Annotated in this window: 24 protein-coding genes; 1 reads left to right on the top strand and 23 read right to left on the bottom strand. The window is 28.5% G+C overall.

Annotated features, from left to right (window positions below):
- Window positions 1–53: 53 nt before the first annotated feature.
- The 6 genes from mnmA to Q4E08_RS00185 form a co-directional block, all read right to left on the bottom strand.
- On the bottom strand, window positions 54–1,133 hold the full coding sequence (mnmA, locus tag Q4E08_RS00210) for a tRNA 2-thiouridine(34) synthase MnmA (RefSeq protein ID WP_303127196.1): 1,080 nt from the start codon (window positions 1,131–1,133) through the stop codon (window positions 54–56).
- A gap of 4 nt (window positions 1,134–1,137) precedes the next feature.
- Complete coding sequence (nifU, locus tag Q4E08_RS00205) at window positions 1,138–1,572, bottom strand: Fe-S cluster assembly scaffold protein NifU (protein ID WP_303126928.1); 435 nt, start codon at window positions 1,570–1,572, stop codon at window positions 1,138–1,140.
- A 2-nt stretch (window positions 1,573–1,574) separates the two neighbouring features.
- Window positions 1,575–2,756, bottom strand: coding sequence for a cysteine desulfurase NifS (nifS, locus tag Q4E08_RS00200; protein WP_303126927.1), 1,182 nt, complete (start codon window positions 2,754–2,756; stop codon window positions 1,575–1,577).
- A gap of 2 nt (window positions 2,757–2,758) precedes the next feature.
- A complete protein-coding gene (locus Q4E08_RS00195; RefSeq protein ID WP_303126925.1) occupies window positions 2,759–3,211 on the bottom strand; it encodes an Rrf2 family transcriptional regulator in 453 nt (150 codons plus the stop codon).
- Between the two features lie 317 nt (window positions 3,212–3,528).
- A complete protein-coding gene (locus tag Q4E08_RS00190; RefSeq protein WP_303126923.1) occupies window positions 3,529–4,776 on the bottom strand; it encodes a replication-associated recombination protein A in 1,248 nt (415 codons plus the stop codon).
- Window positions 4,777–4,876: 100 nt separating this feature from the next.
- Entirely contained in the window at window positions 4,877–5,143 is a 267-nt protein-coding gene (locus tag Q4E08_RS00185; RefSeq protein WP_303126921.1) for a hypothetical protein, read from the bottom strand.
- A gap of 144 nt (window positions 5,144–5,287) precedes the next feature.
- Between Q4E08_RS00185 and Q4E08_RS00180 the strand changes: the two genes are divergently transcribed.
- Window positions 5,288–5,614: a thioredoxin family protein gene (locus tag Q4E08_RS00180; RefSeq protein WP_303126919.1), complete on the top strand. Its 327-nt coding sequence runs from the start codon at window positions 5,288–5,290 to the stop codon at window positions 5,612–5,614.
- A gap of 50 nt (window positions 5,615–5,664) precedes the next feature.
- Here the strand turns inward: Q4E08_RS00180 and Q4E08_RS00175 are convergent, their stop codons facing one another.
- The 17 genes from Q4E08_RS00175 to Q4E08_RS00095 form a co-directional block, all read right to left on the bottom strand.
- Window positions 5,665–6,078, bottom strand: a complete 414-nt coding sequence (locus Q4E08_RS00175) for a hypothetical protein (protein WP_303126918.1) — start codon at window positions 6,076–6,078, stop codon at window positions 5,665–5,667.
- Window positions 6,079–6,111: 33 nt separating this feature from the next.
- Window positions 6,112–6,525 carry a HutP family protein gene (locus tag Q4E08_RS00170; RefSeq protein WP_303126916.1) on the bottom strand — a complete coding sequence of 138 codons (414 nt, stop codon included), beginning with the start codon at window positions 6,523–6,525 and terminating at the stop codon, window positions 6,112–6,114.
- A 37-nt stretch (window positions 6,526–6,562) separates the two neighbouring features.
- Window positions 6,563–7,522, bottom strand: coding sequence for a DUF4003 family protein (locus Q4E08_RS00165; protein WP_303126914.1), 960 nt, complete (start codon window positions 7,520–7,522; stop codon window positions 6,563–6,565).
- Window positions 7,523–7,649: 127 nt separating this feature from the next.
- The gene (locus Q4E08_RS00160) at window positions 7,650–8,465 is read right to left on the bottom strand and encodes an acetyl-CoA carboxylase carboxyltransferase subunit alpha (RefSeq protein ID WP_303126912.1); all 816 of its coding nucleotides are present in this window, start codon (window positions 8,463–8,465) and stop codon (window positions 7,650–7,652) included.
- On the bottom strand, window positions 8,458–9,327 hold the full coding sequence (accD, locus tag Q4E08_RS00155; RefSeq protein WP_303126910.1) for an acetyl-CoA carboxylase, carboxyltransferase subunit beta: 870 nt from the start codon (window positions 9,325–9,327) through the stop codon (window positions 8,458–8,460). The genes Q4E08_RS00160 and accD overlap by 8 nt, the downstream gene beginning before the upstream one ends.
- Complete coding sequence (locus Q4E08_RS00150; protein WP_303126907.1) at window positions 9,320–10,672, bottom strand: acetyl-CoA carboxylase biotin carboxylase subunit; 1,353 nt, start codon at window positions 10,670–10,672, stop codon at window positions 9,320–9,322. Before Q4E08_RS00150 ends, accD begins: the two co-directional genes overlap by 8 nt.
- Before the next feature lie 9 nt (window positions 10,673–10,681).
- Window positions 10,682–11,104, bottom strand: a complete 423-nt coding sequence (fabZ, locus tag Q4E08_RS00145) for a 3-hydroxyacyl-ACP dehydratase FabZ (RefSeq protein WP_303126906.1) — start codon at window positions 11,102–11,104, stop codon at window positions 10,682–10,684.
- Window position 11,105: 1 nt separating this feature from the next.
- Window positions 11,106–11,615: an acetyl-CoA carboxylase biotin carboxyl carrier protein gene (accB, locus tag Q4E08_RS00140; RefSeq protein ID WP_303126905.1), complete on the bottom strand. Its 510-nt coding sequence runs from the start codon at window positions 11,613–11,615 to the stop codon at window positions 11,106–11,108.
- A gap of 11 nt (window positions 11,616–11,626) precedes the next feature.
- A complete protein-coding gene (fabF, locus tag Q4E08_RS00135; RefSeq protein ID WP_303126903.1) occupies window positions 11,627–12,865 on the bottom strand; it encodes a beta-ketoacyl-ACP synthase II in 1,239 nt (412 codons plus the stop codon).
- A 13-nt stretch (window positions 12,866–12,878) separates the two neighbouring features.
- Window positions 12,879–13,622, bottom strand: coding sequence for a 3-oxoacyl-[acyl-carrier-protein] reductase (gene fabG / locus Q4E08_RS00130; RefSeq protein ID WP_303126901.1), 744 nt, complete (start codon window positions 13,620–13,622; stop codon window positions 12,879–12,881).
- Window positions 13,623–13,631: 9 nt separating this feature from the next.
- Window positions 13,632–14,573 (bottom strand): ACP S-malonyltransferase, encoded by a 942-nt coding sequence (gene fabD, locus Q4E08_RS00125; protein ID WP_303126899.1) that lies wholly within the window; start codon window positions 14,571–14,573, stop codon window positions 13,632–13,634.
- The gene (gene fabK / locus Q4E08_RS00120; RefSeq protein ID WP_303126897.1) at window positions 14,566–15,504 is read right to left on the bottom strand and encodes an enoyl-[acyl-carrier-protein] reductase FabK; all 939 of its coding nucleotides are present in this window, start codon (window positions 15,502–15,504) and stop codon (window positions 14,566–14,568) included. Before fabK ends, fabD begins: the two co-directional genes overlap by 8 nt.
- A gap of 154 nt (window positions 15,505–15,658) precedes the next feature.
- A complete protein-coding gene (locus Q4E08_RS00115) occupies window positions 15,659–15,883 on the bottom strand; it encodes an acyl carrier protein (RefSeq protein WP_024614533.1) in 225 nt (74 codons plus the stop codon).
- 68 nt (window positions 15,884–15,951) lie between these two features.
- Entirely contained in the window at window positions 15,952–16,929 is a 978-nt protein-coding gene (locus tag Q4E08_RS00110; protein WP_303126893.1) for a beta-ketoacyl-ACP synthase III, read from the bottom strand.
- Between the two features lie 10 nt (window positions 16,930–16,939).
- On the bottom strand, window positions 16,940–17,389 hold the full coding sequence (locus Q4E08_RS00105; protein WP_303126891.1) for a MarR family winged helix-turn-helix transcriptional regulator: 450 nt from the start codon (window positions 17,387–17,389) through the stop codon (window positions 16,940–16,942).
- Window positions 17,390–17,599: 210 nt separating this feature from the next.
- On the bottom strand, window positions 17,600–18,427 hold the full coding sequence (locus Q4E08_RS00100; RefSeq protein WP_303126889.1) for an MBL fold metallo-hydrolase: 828 nt from the start codon (window positions 18,425–18,427) through the stop codon (window positions 17,600–17,602).
- Window positions 18,428–18,492: 65 nt separating this feature from the next.
- Entirely contained in the window at window positions 18,493–19,887 is a 1,395-nt protein-coding gene (locus tag Q4E08_RS00095) for an NCS2 family permease (RefSeq protein ID WP_303126887.1), read from the bottom strand.
- Window positions 19,888–19,892: the final 5 nt, after the last annotated feature.

Below are 19,892 nucleotides of genomic sequence, written 5' to 3'. Positions count from 1 at the left end.
TATTTTATTAATTCAAAAAGACTACGACAAATTTAATGCCGTAGCCTTTAATCTTATACTAATCCTTCAATTATACCGCCACCAACAACGATTTCTCCATCATAAAACACAACTGATTGACCTTTAGTTATTGCTCTTTGCTTTTCAGCAAATGAAACTTTAACTCTTCCATCAGATAAAGGTGATATTATTGCTTCTGCTGGTTTTGCAGCATATCTAACTTTTGCTTCAACTTTCATTTCACCCTTTAATTCATCAAAAGGAATAAAATTAACATCTTTTGCAATTAAGTCAGTTTTAAATATATTTTCTTCTGAACCTACAACAATTTCATTTGTTTCTGGCTTTATATCAATTACAAAAACAGGTTTTCCAAGTGCAAGTCCAAGCCCTTTTCTTTGACCTATAGTATAGTATACTATACCTTTATGTCTTCCTAGTATATTACCCTTAACATCTACAAAATTACCTGGTTTAACTTCACCTGGACGAGCTTCTTTTATAAATCTACCATGATCATCATCTGGTATAAAACATATTTCTTCACTATCTTTTTTATTATGAACAGCAAGACCTATTTCCTTTGCTATTTCTCTTATTTTATCTTTAGTATATTCTCCACATGGCATTAATGTATGAGCTAATTGATCTTGTGTAAAATTATAAAGAGCATATGTTTGATCTTTTCTATCATCATCTGATCTTATTAAAAGATATCTTCCATCTCTTTCTTCTATTTTTGCATAATGTCCAGTAGCTACATAATCAGCACCTATTCCTCTAGCTTTTCTTAAAAGTTCATCAAACTTTAAATGTTTATTACAAGCTATACATGGATTTGGAGTTTTACCATCTATATATTCTTGAACAAAATATTTGATTACTTTTTCTTTGAAAGAATCTCTAAAGTTTAAAACATAAAAAGGTATATCTAATTTTTCACAAACTCTTCTTGCATCATCAACAGCTGATAAAGAACAACATCCACCTTCTTTTTCTTCATATTCTTTATCTTCTTGCCAAATTTGCATAGTTATACCTATAACATCATATCCTTGTTTCTTTAAAAGGTAAGCAGCGACGGAGCTATCAACTCCGCCGCTCATACCTACTACAACCTTTTTCTTTTCCATATTACTATTCATCTCCGTGAACGTGGTCGTGTAAGTCATCTCCATGCTCTTCAAAATCCCAAGCTTCTAAACCTTCTTTTTTTCTATAATCATTTATAGCTTTGTGGATTGCTTCTTCTGCTAATACTGAGCAATGCATTTTAACTGGTGGAAGTCCATCTAAAGCTTCTGCAACAGCTTTATTTGTAAGTTCCCAAGCTTCTTCAACAGTTTTTCCTTTTATTAGGTCTGTTGCCATTGATGATGATGCTATTGCTGATCCACATCCGAATGTTTCAAATTTAGCATCTTTTATTATATTGTCTTCTATTTTTAGGTATACTCTCATGATGTCTCCGCATTTAGCGTTTCCAACTTCTCCTATACCATTTGCATCTTCTATAACTCCTACATTTCTTGGATTTCTAAAATGATCCATAACTTTTTCACTATATATCATAACTATCTTTCTCCTCTCTTAATAAAGTCAGTCCATAATGGTGACATTTTTCTTAATCTTTCAATTATTGGTGGTACAACTTCTAAAACATAATCAACATCTTCTTCTGTTGAACCATCTCCTAAAGTTAATCTTAATGATCCATGTGCTTTTTCATGTGGTAAACCAATTGCAAGTAAAACATGTGATGGATCTAATGATCCTGATGTACAAGCACTACCACTTGATGCACATACACCTTCAAAATCTAATGAAAGAAGTATTGATTCTCCTTCTATAAATTCAAATGATACATTAACATTTCCTGGTAATCTCTTATCACCTCTTGGTCCATTTAATCTAGTATAAGGAATTTTTAATAATCCATCTATTAATTTATCTCTTAATACAGTTAAATTTTTAGAATGTTCTTCTAAATTTTGAGTAGCCATTTCAATAGCTTTTCCAAGACCAACTATTGCAGCAATATTTTCTGTTCCTGCTCTTCTGTTTCTTTCTTGACCACCACCATGAATTAGGTTGTGTATTCTAACACCTTTTCTTATATAAAGAACTCCAATTCCTTTTGGTCCATAAATTTTATGTCCAGCAATAGATAATAAATCAATATTCATATCTTTTACATCAATTGCAACATTACCAATAGCTTGAACAGCATCTGTATGGAATAAAACTTTTCTTTCTCTACATATTTTACCTATTTCTTTTATTGGTTCTATTGTTCCAATTTCATTATTTGCGAACATTATTGAAACTAATATAGTTTTATCAGTAATTGCATTTTTAAGTTCTTCTAAATCAATGAATCCTTCTTCGTCAACATCTAGATAAGTAACTTCAAATCCTTGTTTTTCTAAATATTCGCATGTATGTAATACCGCATGGTGTTCTATTTTTGTTGTAATTATATGATTTCCTTTATTCTTGTAAGCTGATGCAATACCTTTAATTGCCCAGTTATCAGCTTCTGATCCACCACCTGTAAAATATATCTCATTAAGATCTGCATTTAAAGCATCAGCCACTTGACCTCTTGCCTTATCTACAGCCATTTTAGTTTCTCTTGATATTGCATAAAATGATGATGGGTTTCCGAATTTATTAGTAAAGTAAGGAAGCATTTCTTCTAATACTTCTGGTTTAACATATGTTGTTGCAGCATAATCCATATATACTGGTTTCATTTCTATTCACCTCTATCTAAAAGATTTAACTTTTCGTTGTTTTGTTTTATTTCTTCATAATCATTAACTATATCTTGAAGTGTTATAGATTCCATAACACTATCTATACTATCTTTTATTTTTTTCCAAAGAATTCTAGTTGCACAGCAATCTATATTGTTACATACAGCGCCTTCTATACAATCAGCTATCTCTATAGGTCCTTCTAATACATACATAATATCTGAAACTTTAATATCTTTAGGTTCTTTATTAAGTATGTATCCACCTTGGGCTCCTCTTATACTTTTAATAAGCTTTGCCTTTCTAAGGGGACTAAATAATTGCTCTAAGTAATATTCTGATATATTTTGTCTCTTTGATATTGTTTTAATGGACACAGGTGAACCTCCATAATTGACAGCTAAATCAACCATAGCTTTAACACCATATCTTCCTTTTGTTGAAAGTTTCATTTTCTCCCCCCTTAAAGTAGAGTAACTTACTACGATTTATGAATATATCATACCAAACTACTCGGCTATTGTCAATAATCTTATGTAAATTAATTATGAAGATTATAATTATAACTTTAAAAATGCTTATTTTAAAAATAATAAAATTTAATATTAAATTTTAGCTTCATTAAATGTAAATTCTATGTTTATATTTTACTATTTAAATTTATTTTATTTAAACTAATTACATAAATAATTATACCTTTATATATAAATTAATTTTAACTAAAAACTACTTATAAAAAAATGAGCTAGTATTAAGTACTAACTCTTTGTTATTTCTTTTTTATTAAACTCCAATATTTTTTTATATTTTCCTCATACTTATTTTTTTTTGGCAAATAATACTCCCTATCTTTTAATTCACTAGGTAAATATTCTTGATTAACATAATTATTATCATAATCATGAGGGTATTTATATCCATTAACCCCTAATTTACAAGAACCACTATAATGAGAATCTTTTAAATGGTTTGGTATATCTCCAATATTATTTTTCTTTAAATCTTCCATAGCTTTATTTATAGCTAAATATGCGCTATTAGATTTTGGAAGAGTAGCTAAATATATTACAAGCTCTGATAAAATTATTCTTGCTTCAGGAAAACCTACTTTAAGTGCTAATTCAAGACCTGAATTAACTACAGTAAGAGCATTTGGGTGTGCAAGGCCTATATCTTCTGCTACTATTACAGAAATTCTTCTAGTTATAGCTATAATATTACCACTTTCTATAAGTCTAGCTAAATAATGAACAGCTGCATCTGCATCACTTCCTCTTATGCTCTTTTGTAAAGCACTTAAAAGATTATAAAATTCATCTCCACTTGAGTCAGCTCTCATATGTGATTGACCTAAATTTTCTATATATTCTATTGAAATATCTTTTTTTATTTTTAGTTGAGAATTAATAGCAAGTTCTAATATATTATATGCCTTTCTATAATCACCTTGAGAAATTTCTGATATATAATTTAATGCATCTACTGAATATTCTATTTCTACTCCTTCTTTTACTAATTTATTTAAAGCCTTTTCAAGTCCTATAACTATATCTTCAGAATTTAAAGGTTCAAATTTAAATATGTTACATCTACTTATAATAGCCTTATGTATTGCAAAATATGGATTTTCAGTAGTGCTAGCTATTAATGTTACCTTTCCATTTTCAATAAATTCAAGTAATGCTTGTTGTTGCTTCTTACTAAAATGTTGAAGCTCATCTATATAAAGAACAATTCCATTATAATTAAGAAGATTATCTAAATTAGAAGTTATTTCTTGTATATCTTTAACTGATGCTGTTGTAGCATTTAATTTATAAAACTTTTTATCTACATAGTTTGCCATTATGTTAGCCAATGTAGTTTTCCCAGTTCCTGGTGGACCATACAATATGCAATTTGGAATAACCTTTTTGTTTATTAAATTATATAAAGGCTTTCCCTTTCCTAGTATTTGCTTTTGCCCAACAAAGTCTTCTAAAGTGCTTGGTCTCATAACCTCAGCTAATGGTTTCATACTTCCACCACTCTTTCATATTTTAATATATAGATTATATCATATAAAAATAAAGCCCTAAATAAGTCTTTTATTTAGAACTTTAAAATAAATTTATTATTTAAAAATGTATATCTCTAAGAAATGTTTCATTTTTGCATATAAGATTTAATATTTCTTTATCTGTTCTTTCTATAATTTCATATACAAATCCACAGTATAAAAGTCCTGCTGTTGGAATATATTTAAAATTTGTGTCAGTAAGAGAAACAATAACTATTCCACCACTAATTAATGAATATATAGCTATCCTTTCTTTTGTACAATATCTTTTTAATTTATTTTTTATTCTTCTAGGTGTTGGTACTGTTATAGCTTTTATTATCATTTATTTTATCCAAAACATTACTACTCTTTTAATTTATATTCTTTTTATTGAAATATATTTATATAATCAACCTATTTTATTCAATTATTTTCCAGGAAATATATTTGACAATAATGCTAAAATTAAATTAAAGGAGATGGTCTTATGGTTATATTAAATAATAAATTACAAATAGAAAGTATTTTAAAAGAAAAGGGTATGACTCTTTTATATTTCTCATCAAATACTTGTAGTGCTTGTACTGCAATAAAATCAAAATTAGAAATCGCCCTTAAAAAGTTTCCTAATTTAAAAGTTTATGAAATCCCACCATTTAATACAGAAGAAATATTAGCAAACTTTAGTATTTTTACATTTCCAGCTGTTCTTTTATATATAGATGGAAAAGAGTATATAAGAGAAGCTAAATATTTTAGTGTTGAAAAATTATTAAAAGATATAGATAGATACTATACTCTTTCTTCACAATAATATAATTAAAAACAAAAAAATCGAGGCTTTTACCCCGATTTTTTATTAAACTATTCTACTTGTGTTAATAATCTTTTTAATACATCAAATAATTTATTTTCTTTTATTTCATCATTTCCAACAACTAATATTCCTCTAATGTCATTGTCTGATAAATCCCATTTATAAGTAACAAATCTAACTTGACTTTCATCTGGAAGATATTCTTCAACTTCCATGGCAATTTCTTCTGCTATTGCAACATACTCTTCAAAAAGAGTATCTTCATCAAGTTCTTCTATGTTATAATCATTTTCTATTTCTTCATTTAATACTTCCACAGGGATACTTAAATTATAAGCAGCAACATCTTCTCTTTTTGTTCCTTTGCTCATATCCTTAAGAACTTTAAATTCCGTATTATCTTCTATATTTTTAGCTATATCTTTAGTGTCTAATATTTTAGTTCCAAAAACAATATACATAAATTTTCCTCTTTTCTTGTAGTTATATATAAACTATTTTGAGATAGCTCTATGACCAATACCAATTACAACTTCATCTAAATGCAATAGTCCAATGCTTAAAAATATACAAATTGATATATGCTCTCCTTTTCTTGCTATACCGATTTTACCTCCAACATTTTGACCACTTGCTCTCATTTGAACTTGCATCAAAGCATCTCTAGCAGCTCCAATTATTGCACCTTCATGAAGATGCTCATCTCTTATAAGTCCATTTCTTTTAGATGCTACAAGAGCCCTTTCTAATATTTTATGAATAGAATCATTTATATTTCCACCAACATTTACAGCAGTAACCAAGAATCCATCATCTTGATATTTTAATTTTAATTCGTCCTCTTCTTCTCTACTTGAAATTGCCATTCTAGTAGCAATTCTAGCAACATCAGTACTAGTATTTTTCATAATTACCATCTCATCTCCGTCCTCTAAAGGAATTAATCTATAAAATTATAGAAAAAACTATATATTCTTCAATTAAATATATAAGATCATCTTCTTCCATAGTATCTACATCTATTATATCACCTTTAATGTATTCTAAGTATCTCATAAGTGTAATGCTTAATGAAATTGTTAAGATAGTATTATCAGATAATCCAGTACTTTTAAAATTTTCTTCTTCAAGCAACATATTATATATATCACATACACCTTGTGAAAACACATCATCATTTTTTACAAAACTTGATGCTAGTCCTAAAAACGGGTATATGTTATCATCTACACAATTGTAATTATCTATTAAATTACATCTTATTTTCAAAGCTTTTTCTATTTTGTTTTCAAGTTCTGTATTTGTTGCAAGCAATGCTAAATAAAATAAATTTAAACTTTTAACTTCTTTTAAAGTTATATTTTTTAGCTTTGAATCTATATATTCAATTCCTTTTATTAATTTATCAAAATTATCATATTCAATACTTAAATAAGCATAGGACAAATAATTATCTTTTTCAAAAAATTTATAATTTGTCTCACTTAATCTTTCTTTTACTGTAAGCAATTTATTTAAGACTTCTTCAAGTTCTTCTTCATCAAATTTCTTTGCTAATAAAAGAGATGTATATAAAGTATTTTTATTATCTAAAAATCCTCTGTCTACTAATAACTCATTTATATATTTTACATTTTTAAAAACTTTGTCATAGTCTTTTCTATTGCTCATAAGAATAGAGAAAACATTCTTAAACTCACCTCTGAATTTAGAATTAAACTTAGTATTTTTCCTGATATGTTTTCTTATAGTTCTAATATTTTGTTCATTTAGTTCGAAACCTGCTTCATTTCCTATCAAAGCTCCTAAGAAATTTATTTCTTTCTTATCCCACTTAAAATTTTTCTTTAATTCATTAGTAAGGTCAATAAAAATTCTTACTTTCTCTTTCAGCTCAATATCCATTTCATCATCCTCATAAAATTATTTATATAATTATATATTATTTCTAATATAATCTCAATGTCAATAATATGATTAAAATTTAAAAAGAATTAGAATAAAATGCTTATTCTAATTCTTTTTATTATTTTTATAAATTAGCACCATACGATCTAAATTTAGAATATCTTTTTTTTATAAGTTCTTCCTTATCAAAATCTTTGAATTTTTCAAGTTCTAAAATTATAGCTTTTTTAAAACTTTTTAAAATTCTTTGTGGGTTTTTATGAGCTCCCCCATTTGGTTCTTTTATTATAAAATCTATAATTTTAAAATCTTTTAAATCTTGAGCAGTTATTTTCATAACTTCTGCAGCTTCTTCTGCTCTATTTGAATCTTTCCATAATATTGATGCAAATCCTTCTGGTGATAAAATAGAATAAATTGAATGTTCAAGCATTCCAACTGAATCTGAAACTGCAAGTGCTATAGCACCTCCACTTCCACCTTCTCCTGTAATTATAGAAATTATAGGAGTTTTTAGCTTACTCATTTCAAAAAGATTTATAGCAATAGCAGAACCTTGACCTCTCTCCTCAGCATCAACTCCACAAAATGCTCCTGGGGTATCAATAAAACATATTATAGGTCTGTTAAATTTTTCTGCTTGTTTCATAAGTCTAAGTGCTTTTCTATAACCTTCAGGTTTTGGCATTCCAAAATTTCTTTCTATATTCTCTTTTGTATTTTCACCTTTAGTTATAGCTATAACAGTAATTGGAATTCCTTCAATTTCTGCAATTCCTCCTATTATAGCTTTATCATCACCAAAATTTCTATCTCCATGAAACTCTATAAAATCATTAAATATGTTATCTATATAAAACTTACCTGTAGGTCTATCTTTATGTCTTGCAATAGAAACCTTGCTCCATGCTTTCATATTTTTTGCCATTCTTCTATTCATAGCCTTCCACCCCATGTAACTTTAATATTTTATATACATATGTTCTTAACTCAGTTCTATCTATTATTTTATCTATAAATCCTTTTTCTAATAAAAACTCTGATTTTTGAAAATTATCAGGCAAAGTTTCTTTTATAGTATTTTCTATAACTCTTCTCCCTGCAAAGCCAATTAATGCATTAGGCTCACTTAATATTATATCGCCTTCCATAGCAAAACTTGCAGTAACGCCTCCTGTTGTTGGATCTGTAATTACTGTTATATATAAAAGTCCTGCATCACTTAATTTTGCTAAAGCTGCACTTACTTTAGCCATTTGCATAAGAGAGAAAATACCTTCTTGCATTCTTGCCCCACCTGATGCTGTAAAAATTATAACTGGTAAACTATTATTTATTGCATATTCAATCATTCTTGTTAACTTTTCTCCAACAACAGTTCCCATACTACCCATCATAAAGAAACTGTCCATAATACCAGCACAAATTTTTATTCCATTTACAAGTCCAACACCTGTAACTACAGCTTCTGTACTATCTGTTTTTACTTTAGCACTAGCTAACTTTTTGTAATATCCTTCAAATTCTAACGGATTTTTTGTTTTTAAATCTTTGTCAAATTCTTTAAAAGAATCTTTATCAAAAAACATTTTTATTCTTTCATTAGCTTTAAGTCTAAAATGATAATTACACTTTGGACAAATATGTTTATTACTTACAAGGTCTTCATAATATATTATTGAATGACAAGCTTCACACTTAGTCCACATTCCTGAAGGAATATTAGGCTTTAAACTTTCTTCAATATTTGATTTTTTTATAGTTCCATAATTTTTTTTCTTGCTAAATAAATCCTTAAGCATCTTTCTTCACCATCTTATTTCCTAAAAATCCAGTATCATATTCACCTTTTATTACTTCTTCCATTTCTAAAAGCGAATATTGAAATTCAATATTAGTTTTAACTCCTCCAATTCCAAATTCACTTAAAGCTCTTTTCATTCTAATTATTGCCTCTTCTCTTGTTTTTCCATAAGCAATAAGTTTTGCAAGCATTGAGTCATAACAGTGTGGTATTTTGTATCCACAATATATTGCTGAATCAAGTCTTATTCCAATGCCTCCAGGTATATAAAGTTCATCTATAAATCCTGGGCAAGGTCTAAAATCATTTTCAGGATCTTCAGCATTTATTCTACATTCAATCGCATGGCCTTTTATTTTTATATCATCTTGCTTAAATGATAATTTTTCACCACTAGCTATTTTTATTTGTTCTTTCAAAATATCTATTCCTGTAACCATTTCCGTTACTGGATGTTCAACTTGTATTCTTGTATTCATTTCCATGAAATAATAATTATTATTTTTATCAACTAAAAATTCAATAGTTCCAGCATTTTTATAATTACAAGCCTTTGCTGCCCTTTTAGCAACTTCACCCATTTCACTTCTAAGTTTATCTGTTAAAACTGATGATGGTGCCTCTTCTAAAACTTTTTGATTTTTTCTTTGTAGAGAACATTCTCTCTCTCCTAAATGAACTATATTTCCATATTCATCGGCTAATATTTGAAATTCTATATGCCTTGGCTTTTCAATAAATTTTTCAATATATAATGTATCATCAGCAAAACAGGCTAATGCTTCTGATTTTGCAGTATTATATCCTTTTTTAAATTCTTCATCACTAAAGGCTATTCTTATACCTTTTCCTCCACCACCAGCTGCTGCTTTTATCATAACTGGGTATCCTATATTTTTTGCAATATTTAATGCATGTTTTTCATCTTTTATAATCCCTTCAAAACCTGGTACTACTGGCACATTAGCTGACTTCATAATTTCTCTTGCTTTAGCTTTGTTACCCATAAGCTCAATAGATGTATAATCTGGTCCAATAAATTTTATATTACATTCTTTGCACATCTTTGCAAACTTTGAGTTTTCAGAAAGAAATCCAAATCCAGGATGAATAGCATCTGCTTCTGTAAGCACACATGCACTTAGTATATTTTTTATATTTAAATAACTGTCTTTTGCAGCATATGGTCCAATACATATAGCTTCATCTGCAAGTTGTGTGTGAAGTGCCTCTTTATCAACTTCTGAATATACAGCTACAGTTGAAATTCCAAGCTCTTTACAAGCCCTTATTATTCTAACTGCTATTTCGCCTCTATTTGCAATTAATACTTTCTTAAACATAAATTTCACCTATCCTATAGCAAACATTATTTCTGCTTCACATACTTTCTTTCCATCTACAGTAGCAATTCCTTTTCCAATTCCCACTGGACCTCTAAGTTTTATTATTTCACAAGTTAATTCTAACTTATCTCCAGGAACTACCTTTTGTCTAAATCTAACTTTATCTGCACCAGCAAATAGTGGAATTTTCCCTTTAAATTCTTCCTTTTTTAAAATAGCAACTGCTCCAACTTGAGCTATAGCTTCAAGTATTAAAACTCCAGGCATTACAGGTTCTTCTGGAAAATGTCCTTGAAAAAATTGCTCATTAGCTGTTACATTTTTATAACCACTTACTCTTAAACCTTCTTCTAATTCAGTTATTCTATCTACTAATAGAAAAGGATACCTGTGAGGTAATATTTCCTTTATCTCTTTTATTCCTAACATTTTATAATTCCTCCTTTATTTTAAATAAAGGTGTGCCATATTCAACCATATCTCCATCTTCAGCTAAAATTTCAACTACTTTACCATTAAAATCACTTTCTATTTCATTCATAAGCTTCATAGCTTCTATTATACATAAAGTATCACCTTTATTTACCTTATCCCCTAAGCTTACAAAATTATTGCTATCAGGTGATGGAGCTGAATAAAAAGTTCCAACCATAGGAGCTTTTACTATAATTCCTTCTAAATCTTCTTTTGCTATAATATCTATTTTTTCTTCGCTTTTTATTTTATTTTCTTCAGTTTTTATATCATCTTTTATCTCGTTAGCTTTATTTAAATCTTTACCTTTTATATTATGTTTTATTTCTTCTCTTACTTCTTCTACAACGTTTCTTGTTAAGGATTTATCCATTTTTAACAAACAATCTTCTGTTTTAAATTCAAAATAAGAAAGTTCAGAATTATTTATAAGTTCTATGAGTTCCTTTACCTCATTAATATTCATAAAAAATCCTCCTATTTTTCTTGCCATTTCTTAAATAATAATGTTGCATTATGACCGCCAAAACCTAATGAGTTTGTTAAGGCATAATTAACTTCATGGCTTCTTCCTTCATTTGGAACATAATCTAAATCACATTCTTCATCTTTATTTTCATATCCTATTGTTGGTGGCACAAAATTATCAATTATTGCTTCTATACAAATTATAGCTTCAATACCTCCAGCAGCACCTAAAAGATGACCTGTCATTGACTTAGTTGATGATACTGGAATTTTGTATGCATTATCTTTAAATGTTCTTTTTATTGCAATTGTTTCAAACTTATCATTAAAAGGTGTTGATGTACCATGAGCATTTATATAGGATACTTCACTTGGATCTATATTAGCTTCATTTATAGCTTGAAGCATTGCACGTGAAGCCCCTTCTCCCTCTGGATCTGGTGATGTTATATGATAAGCATCACATGTACTACCATAACCTACAACTTCTGCTAATATTTTAGCTCCTCTTTTTTTAGCTGATTCTAAGCTTTCTAAAACTAATATTCCAGCTCCTTCACCCATTACAAATCCACTTCTATTTTTATCAAATGGTATTGATGATTTACTTGGATTATTTGAAGAATTAAGAGCTTTAAGACTTGCAAATCCTTCTATTCCTATTTTAGTTATAGGTGCTTCAACTCCACCTGCTAACATACAATCAGCATATCCATGTTTTATTTGTCTAAAAGCTTCTCCAATACTATTTGTTCCTGTAGCACAAGCTGTTACAACTGATGTTGAAGGTCCCTTTAATCCATATTTTATAGATATATTTCCAGATGCCATATTTATAATTGCCATTGGTATAAAAAATGGTGAAACTCTTTTTGAATCTCTTGCCATTTTAGTTATTTCACTTTCTATAGTTTGGAATCCTCCAATACCAGAACCAACAATTACTCCTATTCTATTTCTATCCATGTTATCTAAATCTAATCCAGCAGATTTTATTGCTTCATCAGCAGCAACTAATGCAAATTGTGAAAATCTGTCTAATCTCTTACTTTCTTTTTTACCAATTAATTCTTCTGCATTAAAATTTTTAACTTCTCCTGCAACTTTTACACTTACTTCATCTTTATCTACTAAAGTTACAAAATCTATTCCTAGTTTACCTCTCTTTGCATTGCTCCAAAAATCATTTACATTATTTCCAATAGGAGTGATTGCCCCCATTCCTGTAACTACAACTCTTCTTTCCATAAGTATTTCTCCTTTACATTACCATTCCGCCATCAACATTCATAACTTGACCAGTTACATATGAGGCTTCATCTGATGCTAAGAAAGCAACAACATTTGCAACATCCTCAGGTTTTCCTAATCTTTTAAGTGGTATATTTTTCTTAGTTTCCTCTTTAAATTTTTCACCTAAAACATCTGTCATATCAGTATCTATAAATCCAGGTGCAACAGCATTTACTGTTATACCACGACTTCCAACCTCTTTAGCTAATGATTTAGTCATTCCTATAACTCCAGCTTTTGATGCTGCATAGTTTACTTGACCTGCATTTCCAACTAATCCAACAACAGAAGAAAGGTTAATTATTTTTCCTTCTTTTTGTTTTACCATTATTGGTGTTATAGCTTTTAAGCAATTAAATACACCCTTTAAATTAACATCAATAACTTTATCAAAATCTTCTTCTCTCATTCTAAGAATAAGAGTATCCCTAGTTATTCCTGCATTATTTATCATAATATCTATTTTCCCAAATTTTTCTTTGGCTTCTTTAACCATCTCTAAAACTGATTCACTATCACTTATATCGCATTTATATAAAATCGCATTAACTCCCATATTTAATATTTCTTTTTGTACCTTTAACGCCTCTTCATCATTACTTCTATAATTTAAAACTATATTAGCTCCAAGTGATGCAAGCTTTTTAGCTATTGCCTTTCCTATTCCTCTTGAAGCCCCTGTAACTACAGCACATTTATCTTTTAATAACATAAAAACCTCCTACATTCCCTTTATCTTATTTATTGTTTCATTTAGTGATTTCATATCACAAACATTATATATATTAACTTTTCTATTTATTTTTTTTACAAATCCACTTAAAGTTTTTCCAGGTCCAACTTCTATAAAAGTATTAACTCCACTGTCTAACATATGTCTAATTGTATTTTCAAATAATACTGCACTTTTTATATGTGTACTTAGTATTTCTTTTAAATTATCTCCTTCTTTAAAAGGAACTCCTAATGTATTTGAATAAATTACTTTATTAAATTTTTTAAATTTAACTTTATTTAATTCTTCTAAAAATCTTTTACTTGCATCTTCAAGTAATGAACTATGAAATGGTCCACTTACATTTAATTTAACTCCCATACCACCAAGTTCTTTTGCTATTTTTAAAGATTCATCTATCGCTTTATCTTCTCCAGATACAACAACCTGACCTGGACAATTATAATTAGCTCCTTCAATTATTCCAAATTTTGAGGCTCTATCTAATAATTCACTTACTTTTTCTGAATTTAATTTAAGTATTGCAGCCATACTTCCTAGACCTTTTGGAAGTGAACTACCCATTATTTTTCCTCTTTCGCGAACAAGCCTTAAACCATCTTCAAATTCTAAAGCTCCTCCATATATTAAAGCTCCATATTCACCAAGAGAAAGGCCTGTTGTATAATCTCCGTAAATTCCATTAATATCTAAAGCCTTAACAGTTGCTAAACATGTTAAAAGTATTGCAGGTTGAGCATTTTCTGTTAATTTTAATTCTTCTTCTGAACCATTAAATATTAATTGTTTAATGTTCATATTTAAAATTTTTTCGCCATTTTCAAAAATTTCTCTACATTCTTCAATATTTTCGTATAAATCTTTTCCCATTCCTATATACTGAGAACCTTGCCCAGCAAATAATATAGCAATATTTTTACTACTCATATAAGCCTCCAAAATTATTTATTGTACAACTTGCTCCATTTATTAAATCTTCTATTATCTCTTTACAAGTTTCTTCCTTATTTACTAATCCAGAAATTTGTCCTGCCATTACTGAACCATTAACAACATCCCCATCCTTTGCGGCTTTTGGAAGAGATCCTCTACCAAGTTCTTCTAAAGCTTCAATAGGAGCACCACTTTTTTCAAGCTTTTGAAATTCTCTTGATAATTTATTTTTTATTACTCTAACTGGATGCCCAGTTGGTCTTCCAGTTACTTCTGTATCAATATCTTTTGCTTTTAATACTTTTTCCTTATAATTTTTATGGACAGTACACTCTTTAGCTACTAAAAATCTAGTTCCTACTTGAACTCCAGAAGCTCCAAGCATAAAGGATGCTGCAACACCTCTTCCATCACCAATTCCTCCAGCTGCTATTACAGGTATTTTTACTGCATCAACAATTTGTGGTATTAAAGTCATTGTTGTTAATTGACCAACATGACCACCTGATTCAGTTCCTTCAGCAACAATCATATCTGCACCCATTTTTTCCATTCTCTTTGCAAGAGCAACTGATGCAACTACTGGAATAACTTTTATTCCATTTTCTTTCCACATTTCCATATACTTTCCTGGGCTACCAGCACCTGTTGTTACAACAGGAACTTTTTCTTCACATACAAGTTTTGCTACTTCTTCAGCATGAGGAGACATAAGCATTATATTTACACCGAATGGTTTATTAGTTGCTTTCTTAACTTTTCTTATTTCTTCTCTTATCCATTCAACTGGTGCCGTACCTGTTATAATTCCAAGTCCTCCAGCTTCACTAACAGCTGTTGCTAAGGATGCATCAGCTATCCAAGCCATTCCCCCTTGTAATACTGGATATTTTATATTTAAAATTTTACAAACTCTATTACTCATTAAGTTTCCTCCTAAATTTACTTATATAATTTAACTTCTCTTCTATATAAGTAAAATCGGGTTCTATATTAAAGATCCCGATTTTTGGTTATTATAGCTATTCTGTTAACTCTAATTCAAACTATATTGAGCAACAGATTAAGATGACTAAAAATTAATTATTTTTCATTTTTTCCACATATTCTACTGCATCTTTTATGCTCTTAATACTTTCAGCATCTTCTAATTGAATTCCAAACTTTTCTTCTATTTCTATAACAACTTGGAATAAATCTAATGAATCAGCTCCTAAATCCTCAAAAGTTGTTTCCATTGTTACTTCACTTTCATCTACTCCTAATTGATCACAAACTACTTCTCTAATTTCTTCAAATATCATAATATAATACCTCCATAATTTACGAATTTATTTTATTTATCTAAAATTTTGTTATTATAACTTTTCTTCTACCACTTTATTAATGTAGCTCCACAAGTTAAGCCACCACCAAAGCCTACTAATACTATTAAATCACCAGTATTTATTTTATTTTCACTATTTAACTGTGCTAAAGCTATAGGCACAGATGCTGATGATGTATTTCCTACACTTGAAAGATTAGTATAAAATTTTTCAAGTGGTAATTGGAGCTTTTTAGCTGCATAATCTATTATTCTTAAATTAGCTTGATGAGGAATTACATAATCAATATCCTCTAAAGTATAATCTGTTCCTTCAAGCACATTTTTTACAGCTTCAACCATAGCTCTTGTTGCAAATTTAAATACTTCTCTTCCATTCATAGAAACATATTTACTCTTTACCTTTTTTTCTAATACAAAAGGGTTTATAAGATCATTTGCTCCACAAATTAATGAATCACCATTTTCTCCTTCTGATATTGAATAAGTATTTATAATTCCACTTTTTGAATCATTTAAATTTTCTATAATGCAACAACCAGCACCATCTCCAAATAATACACATGTGCTTCTATCATTCCAGTCCACTATTTTTGAAAGAGTTTCTGCCCCTATTATAAGAGCCTTTTTATACCTTCCTGTTTTTAATAAACTTTCTCCAACTTCTAATGCATATATAAAACCTGTACATGCTGCATTTATATCAAAAGCTGTTGCATTTCTTGCGTTAAGTTTTTTTTGTATCATACAAGCTACTGATGGAGTAAAATAATCAGGTGTTATAGTTGCAACTATTATTAAATCTAATTCTTCTCCTTTAATACCTGAATCTTCAAGTGCAATTTTTGCTGCCTTATATGCAATATCTGTAGTCTCTTCCCCTTCAGAAATTCTTCTTTCATATATTCCTGTTCTCTCAACTATCCATTCATTACTAGTATTAACTAAATTACTTAAATCATCATTAGTAACTACTCTAGATGGAACATATGAACCTACTCCTTTAATTTTTACTTTATTCATTATAGTCTCCTTAATTACAGTTATACTCCCTCTTAAAGAACTCATTTAATCTTTCTAATGAAGAAATCAAAACTTCTTCTTCTGAATCAGATAAACCTTCTATTGTTTTATTAATCATATCGTTATGAAACTTTTCATGTAATCTAAAAGCTAACTTTCCTTTTTTAGTAAGCTTTATTAAAACTACTCTTCTATCTTCTTCTATTCTTTTTCTTTCAACATAACCTTTTTTGATTAATTTATTTATGGCTGTTGTTAATGTGCCAACTGTTATTTTTAAGTCTTGAGCAACTTCTGACATTGTTCTTTCAGTGTACATTCCTATAGCATCTATAGTATGTATTTCTGTAACTGACAAATCATTAATTACTCCTTGCTTTAAAGATTGTTCTTCAATTTGAAGTATGTCATTAAAAATTTGTACTAATAATTCATTTAATATTTTTTTTCTTTTATCCATTTTTAACCCTCCATTTATGTATCATATAAATAATACTATAATTATTTTCTTTTATTATTTCAATGGAGTCAAATATTTTTTATATCAAATGTTTTGATAATCAAAATATAATATAATCAAATTAATTTGTCAATAAAATTTTTTCTTTTTGTATAAAAAATCCATATTTTATTATATAAAATTTATCTTTAAAAAATAAAAAACAGTATATTAATAAAAATATACTGTTCCTGTAACTCCTTCTATCACCTTGTATCCTAAAGAATTTAAAGCTAAACTTATCTCTTTCCCACTACAATGACAAAAAGAAAAATTTCTTATATTAAACTTTTTTAAACTTTCAGCTACTTTTAGACTTTCATCATAAGATTTATTTGAAAGATGGATTCCACCCATTAAATTATCAATATTTTTGTTTAAAAACTTTTCTGACTTATTTACTATGTTTAATATTCCTGTATGAGAACAACCTGTTATTAAACTTACTTTTTCTTCATTTACAATTAAAACTAACTCATCAGCAAAATTATCTAAAACATATTTATTATTAAACACCCTAACTAAAGAATTTTTTTCATTGTAATTGTTCTTTTCCTTCTCCTCTGAAAGATTTGATAATAAATATAACTTTTCTCCTATTTTAAGGCTATCTTTAACTTCTATAACCTCTATTCCTTTATTTATTATATCTTCATAACAAAAATCAATACCTATATATTTACTTTTATTTTTTATAGTATGCCACTTATTACTTCTTTCAAAAAAATTATTTCCAACTATTATTTTCCCATTAAATTCGTCATTTAAAAAATAACTTAATCCGCCAGCATGGTCATAATGTCCATGACTTAAAATTATATAATCTAATTCCTTTGTGTTAAAGCCTAGCTTTTTAAAATTATATAAAGCCTTAGATGATTGTCCTGTATCAAATAATATTTTTAAATTATCAACTTCTACAAAATAACATAAGCCATGTTCACTTTCTAATTCTTTATTTTCTCCTAAATTATTTTCTATTATTGTAGTTATCTTCATTTTTAATCACCCCTAAATAAAAAAAGTGTCCATGTATAAATTATACACGAACACTTTTTATTAAGCTAATCTGGCATTAAGATAAATCTTAATATAAATAATATAGCAAATATGTACAAAATTTTATGAACTTCTTTTCCTTTTCCTGTTGCAATTTTAACTATTGGATAGAAAATCATTCCAATTGCAATACCGTTAGCTATTGAATATGTAAAAGGCATCATAGCTATTGTAAAGAAAGATGGTACTGCTTCTGTAAAATCTGAAAAATCTATTTCTTTAACTGCACTCATCATTAATATACCAACTATAACTAAAGCTGGTGCTGTAGCACTTTGTGGAACTATTCCAACAAATCCACTAAAGAATAATGATAATATAAGCATAATACTTACAATTACATTTGATAAACCTGTTCTAGCTCCTGCTGCAATTCCTGATGCTGATTCAACAACTGTTGCAAGAGTTGTTGTTCCAAGCACTGCTCCACAAGTTGTTCCAAGAGCGTCTGAAGCTAATGCTTTTCTTAAATTTTTAACTTCTCCATCAGCTTCAACCATACCAGAACTTTGAGCAGTTCCAAGTAAAGTTCCTATTGTATCAAAAAGATCTACTAAACTTAAAGTTATTACAACCATAAAAACTGTAAGTAATGCTCCAAGTACACCACCACCGTTACTTGTTAATAAACCTTTTAAATCCATTGCAAAAAATGTATCTCCAATTACAGGCATTGAGAATATGTGAATTCCTGTAAGATTAGTAACTCCCATAGGTATTCCTATTAAAGTTGTTATTATTATTGATATTAAAAGTGCTCCTGTAACTTTTCTTGCCATTAATATAACACTTATAACTAATCCTATTATTGTTAAAATAACAGCTTTATTAGTAAAGTCACCAAAGGCTACTAAAGTTCCTGGATTTGCAACTATAATTCCACCACTTTTTAATCCTATTAAAGATATAAAAAGTCCTATACCTGCTGTAATAGCAAATTTTAAATTTTTAGGAATAGCCTGCACAATCTTCTCTCTTATTGAAGTTAATGTAATAATTATAAATAAAATTCCTGAAATAAATACTGCTGCTAATCCTTGTTGCCAAGTAAAACCTAGCTTTAAACAAATATTATATGCAAAAAATGATACCAATCCTAGACCTGGCGCCAGTACGAAAGGTAAATTTGCATGAAATGCCATAATTAATGTTCCAACAGCTGCTGCTATACAAACAGATGCAAACGCTGATGAAATAATTGGATCTTGAGCCATAGTAAGATTCATTGCTGCGTCTCCTTTAAGCCCTAAAGAATTCATTCCTCCAACCTTTAATATGTTTGGAATTACAAGTAATGCATAAGCAAAAGTTACAAAAGTAGTTAAACCACCAATAACTTCCCTCTTTACATTTGTCTTGTTTTCTTTCAGCTTAAAGACATTTTCTAAAAATTTCTTCATTTAGG

The sequence above is a fragment of the Clostridium sp. genome, assembly GCF_030532265.1.
Taxonomy (GTDB): Bacteria; Bacillota; Clostridia; order Clostridiales; family Clostridiaceae; genus Clostridium.
Note: the sequence above shows the minus strand (reverse complement) of the source record. Positions and strands in the feature narration are given on the sequence as shown.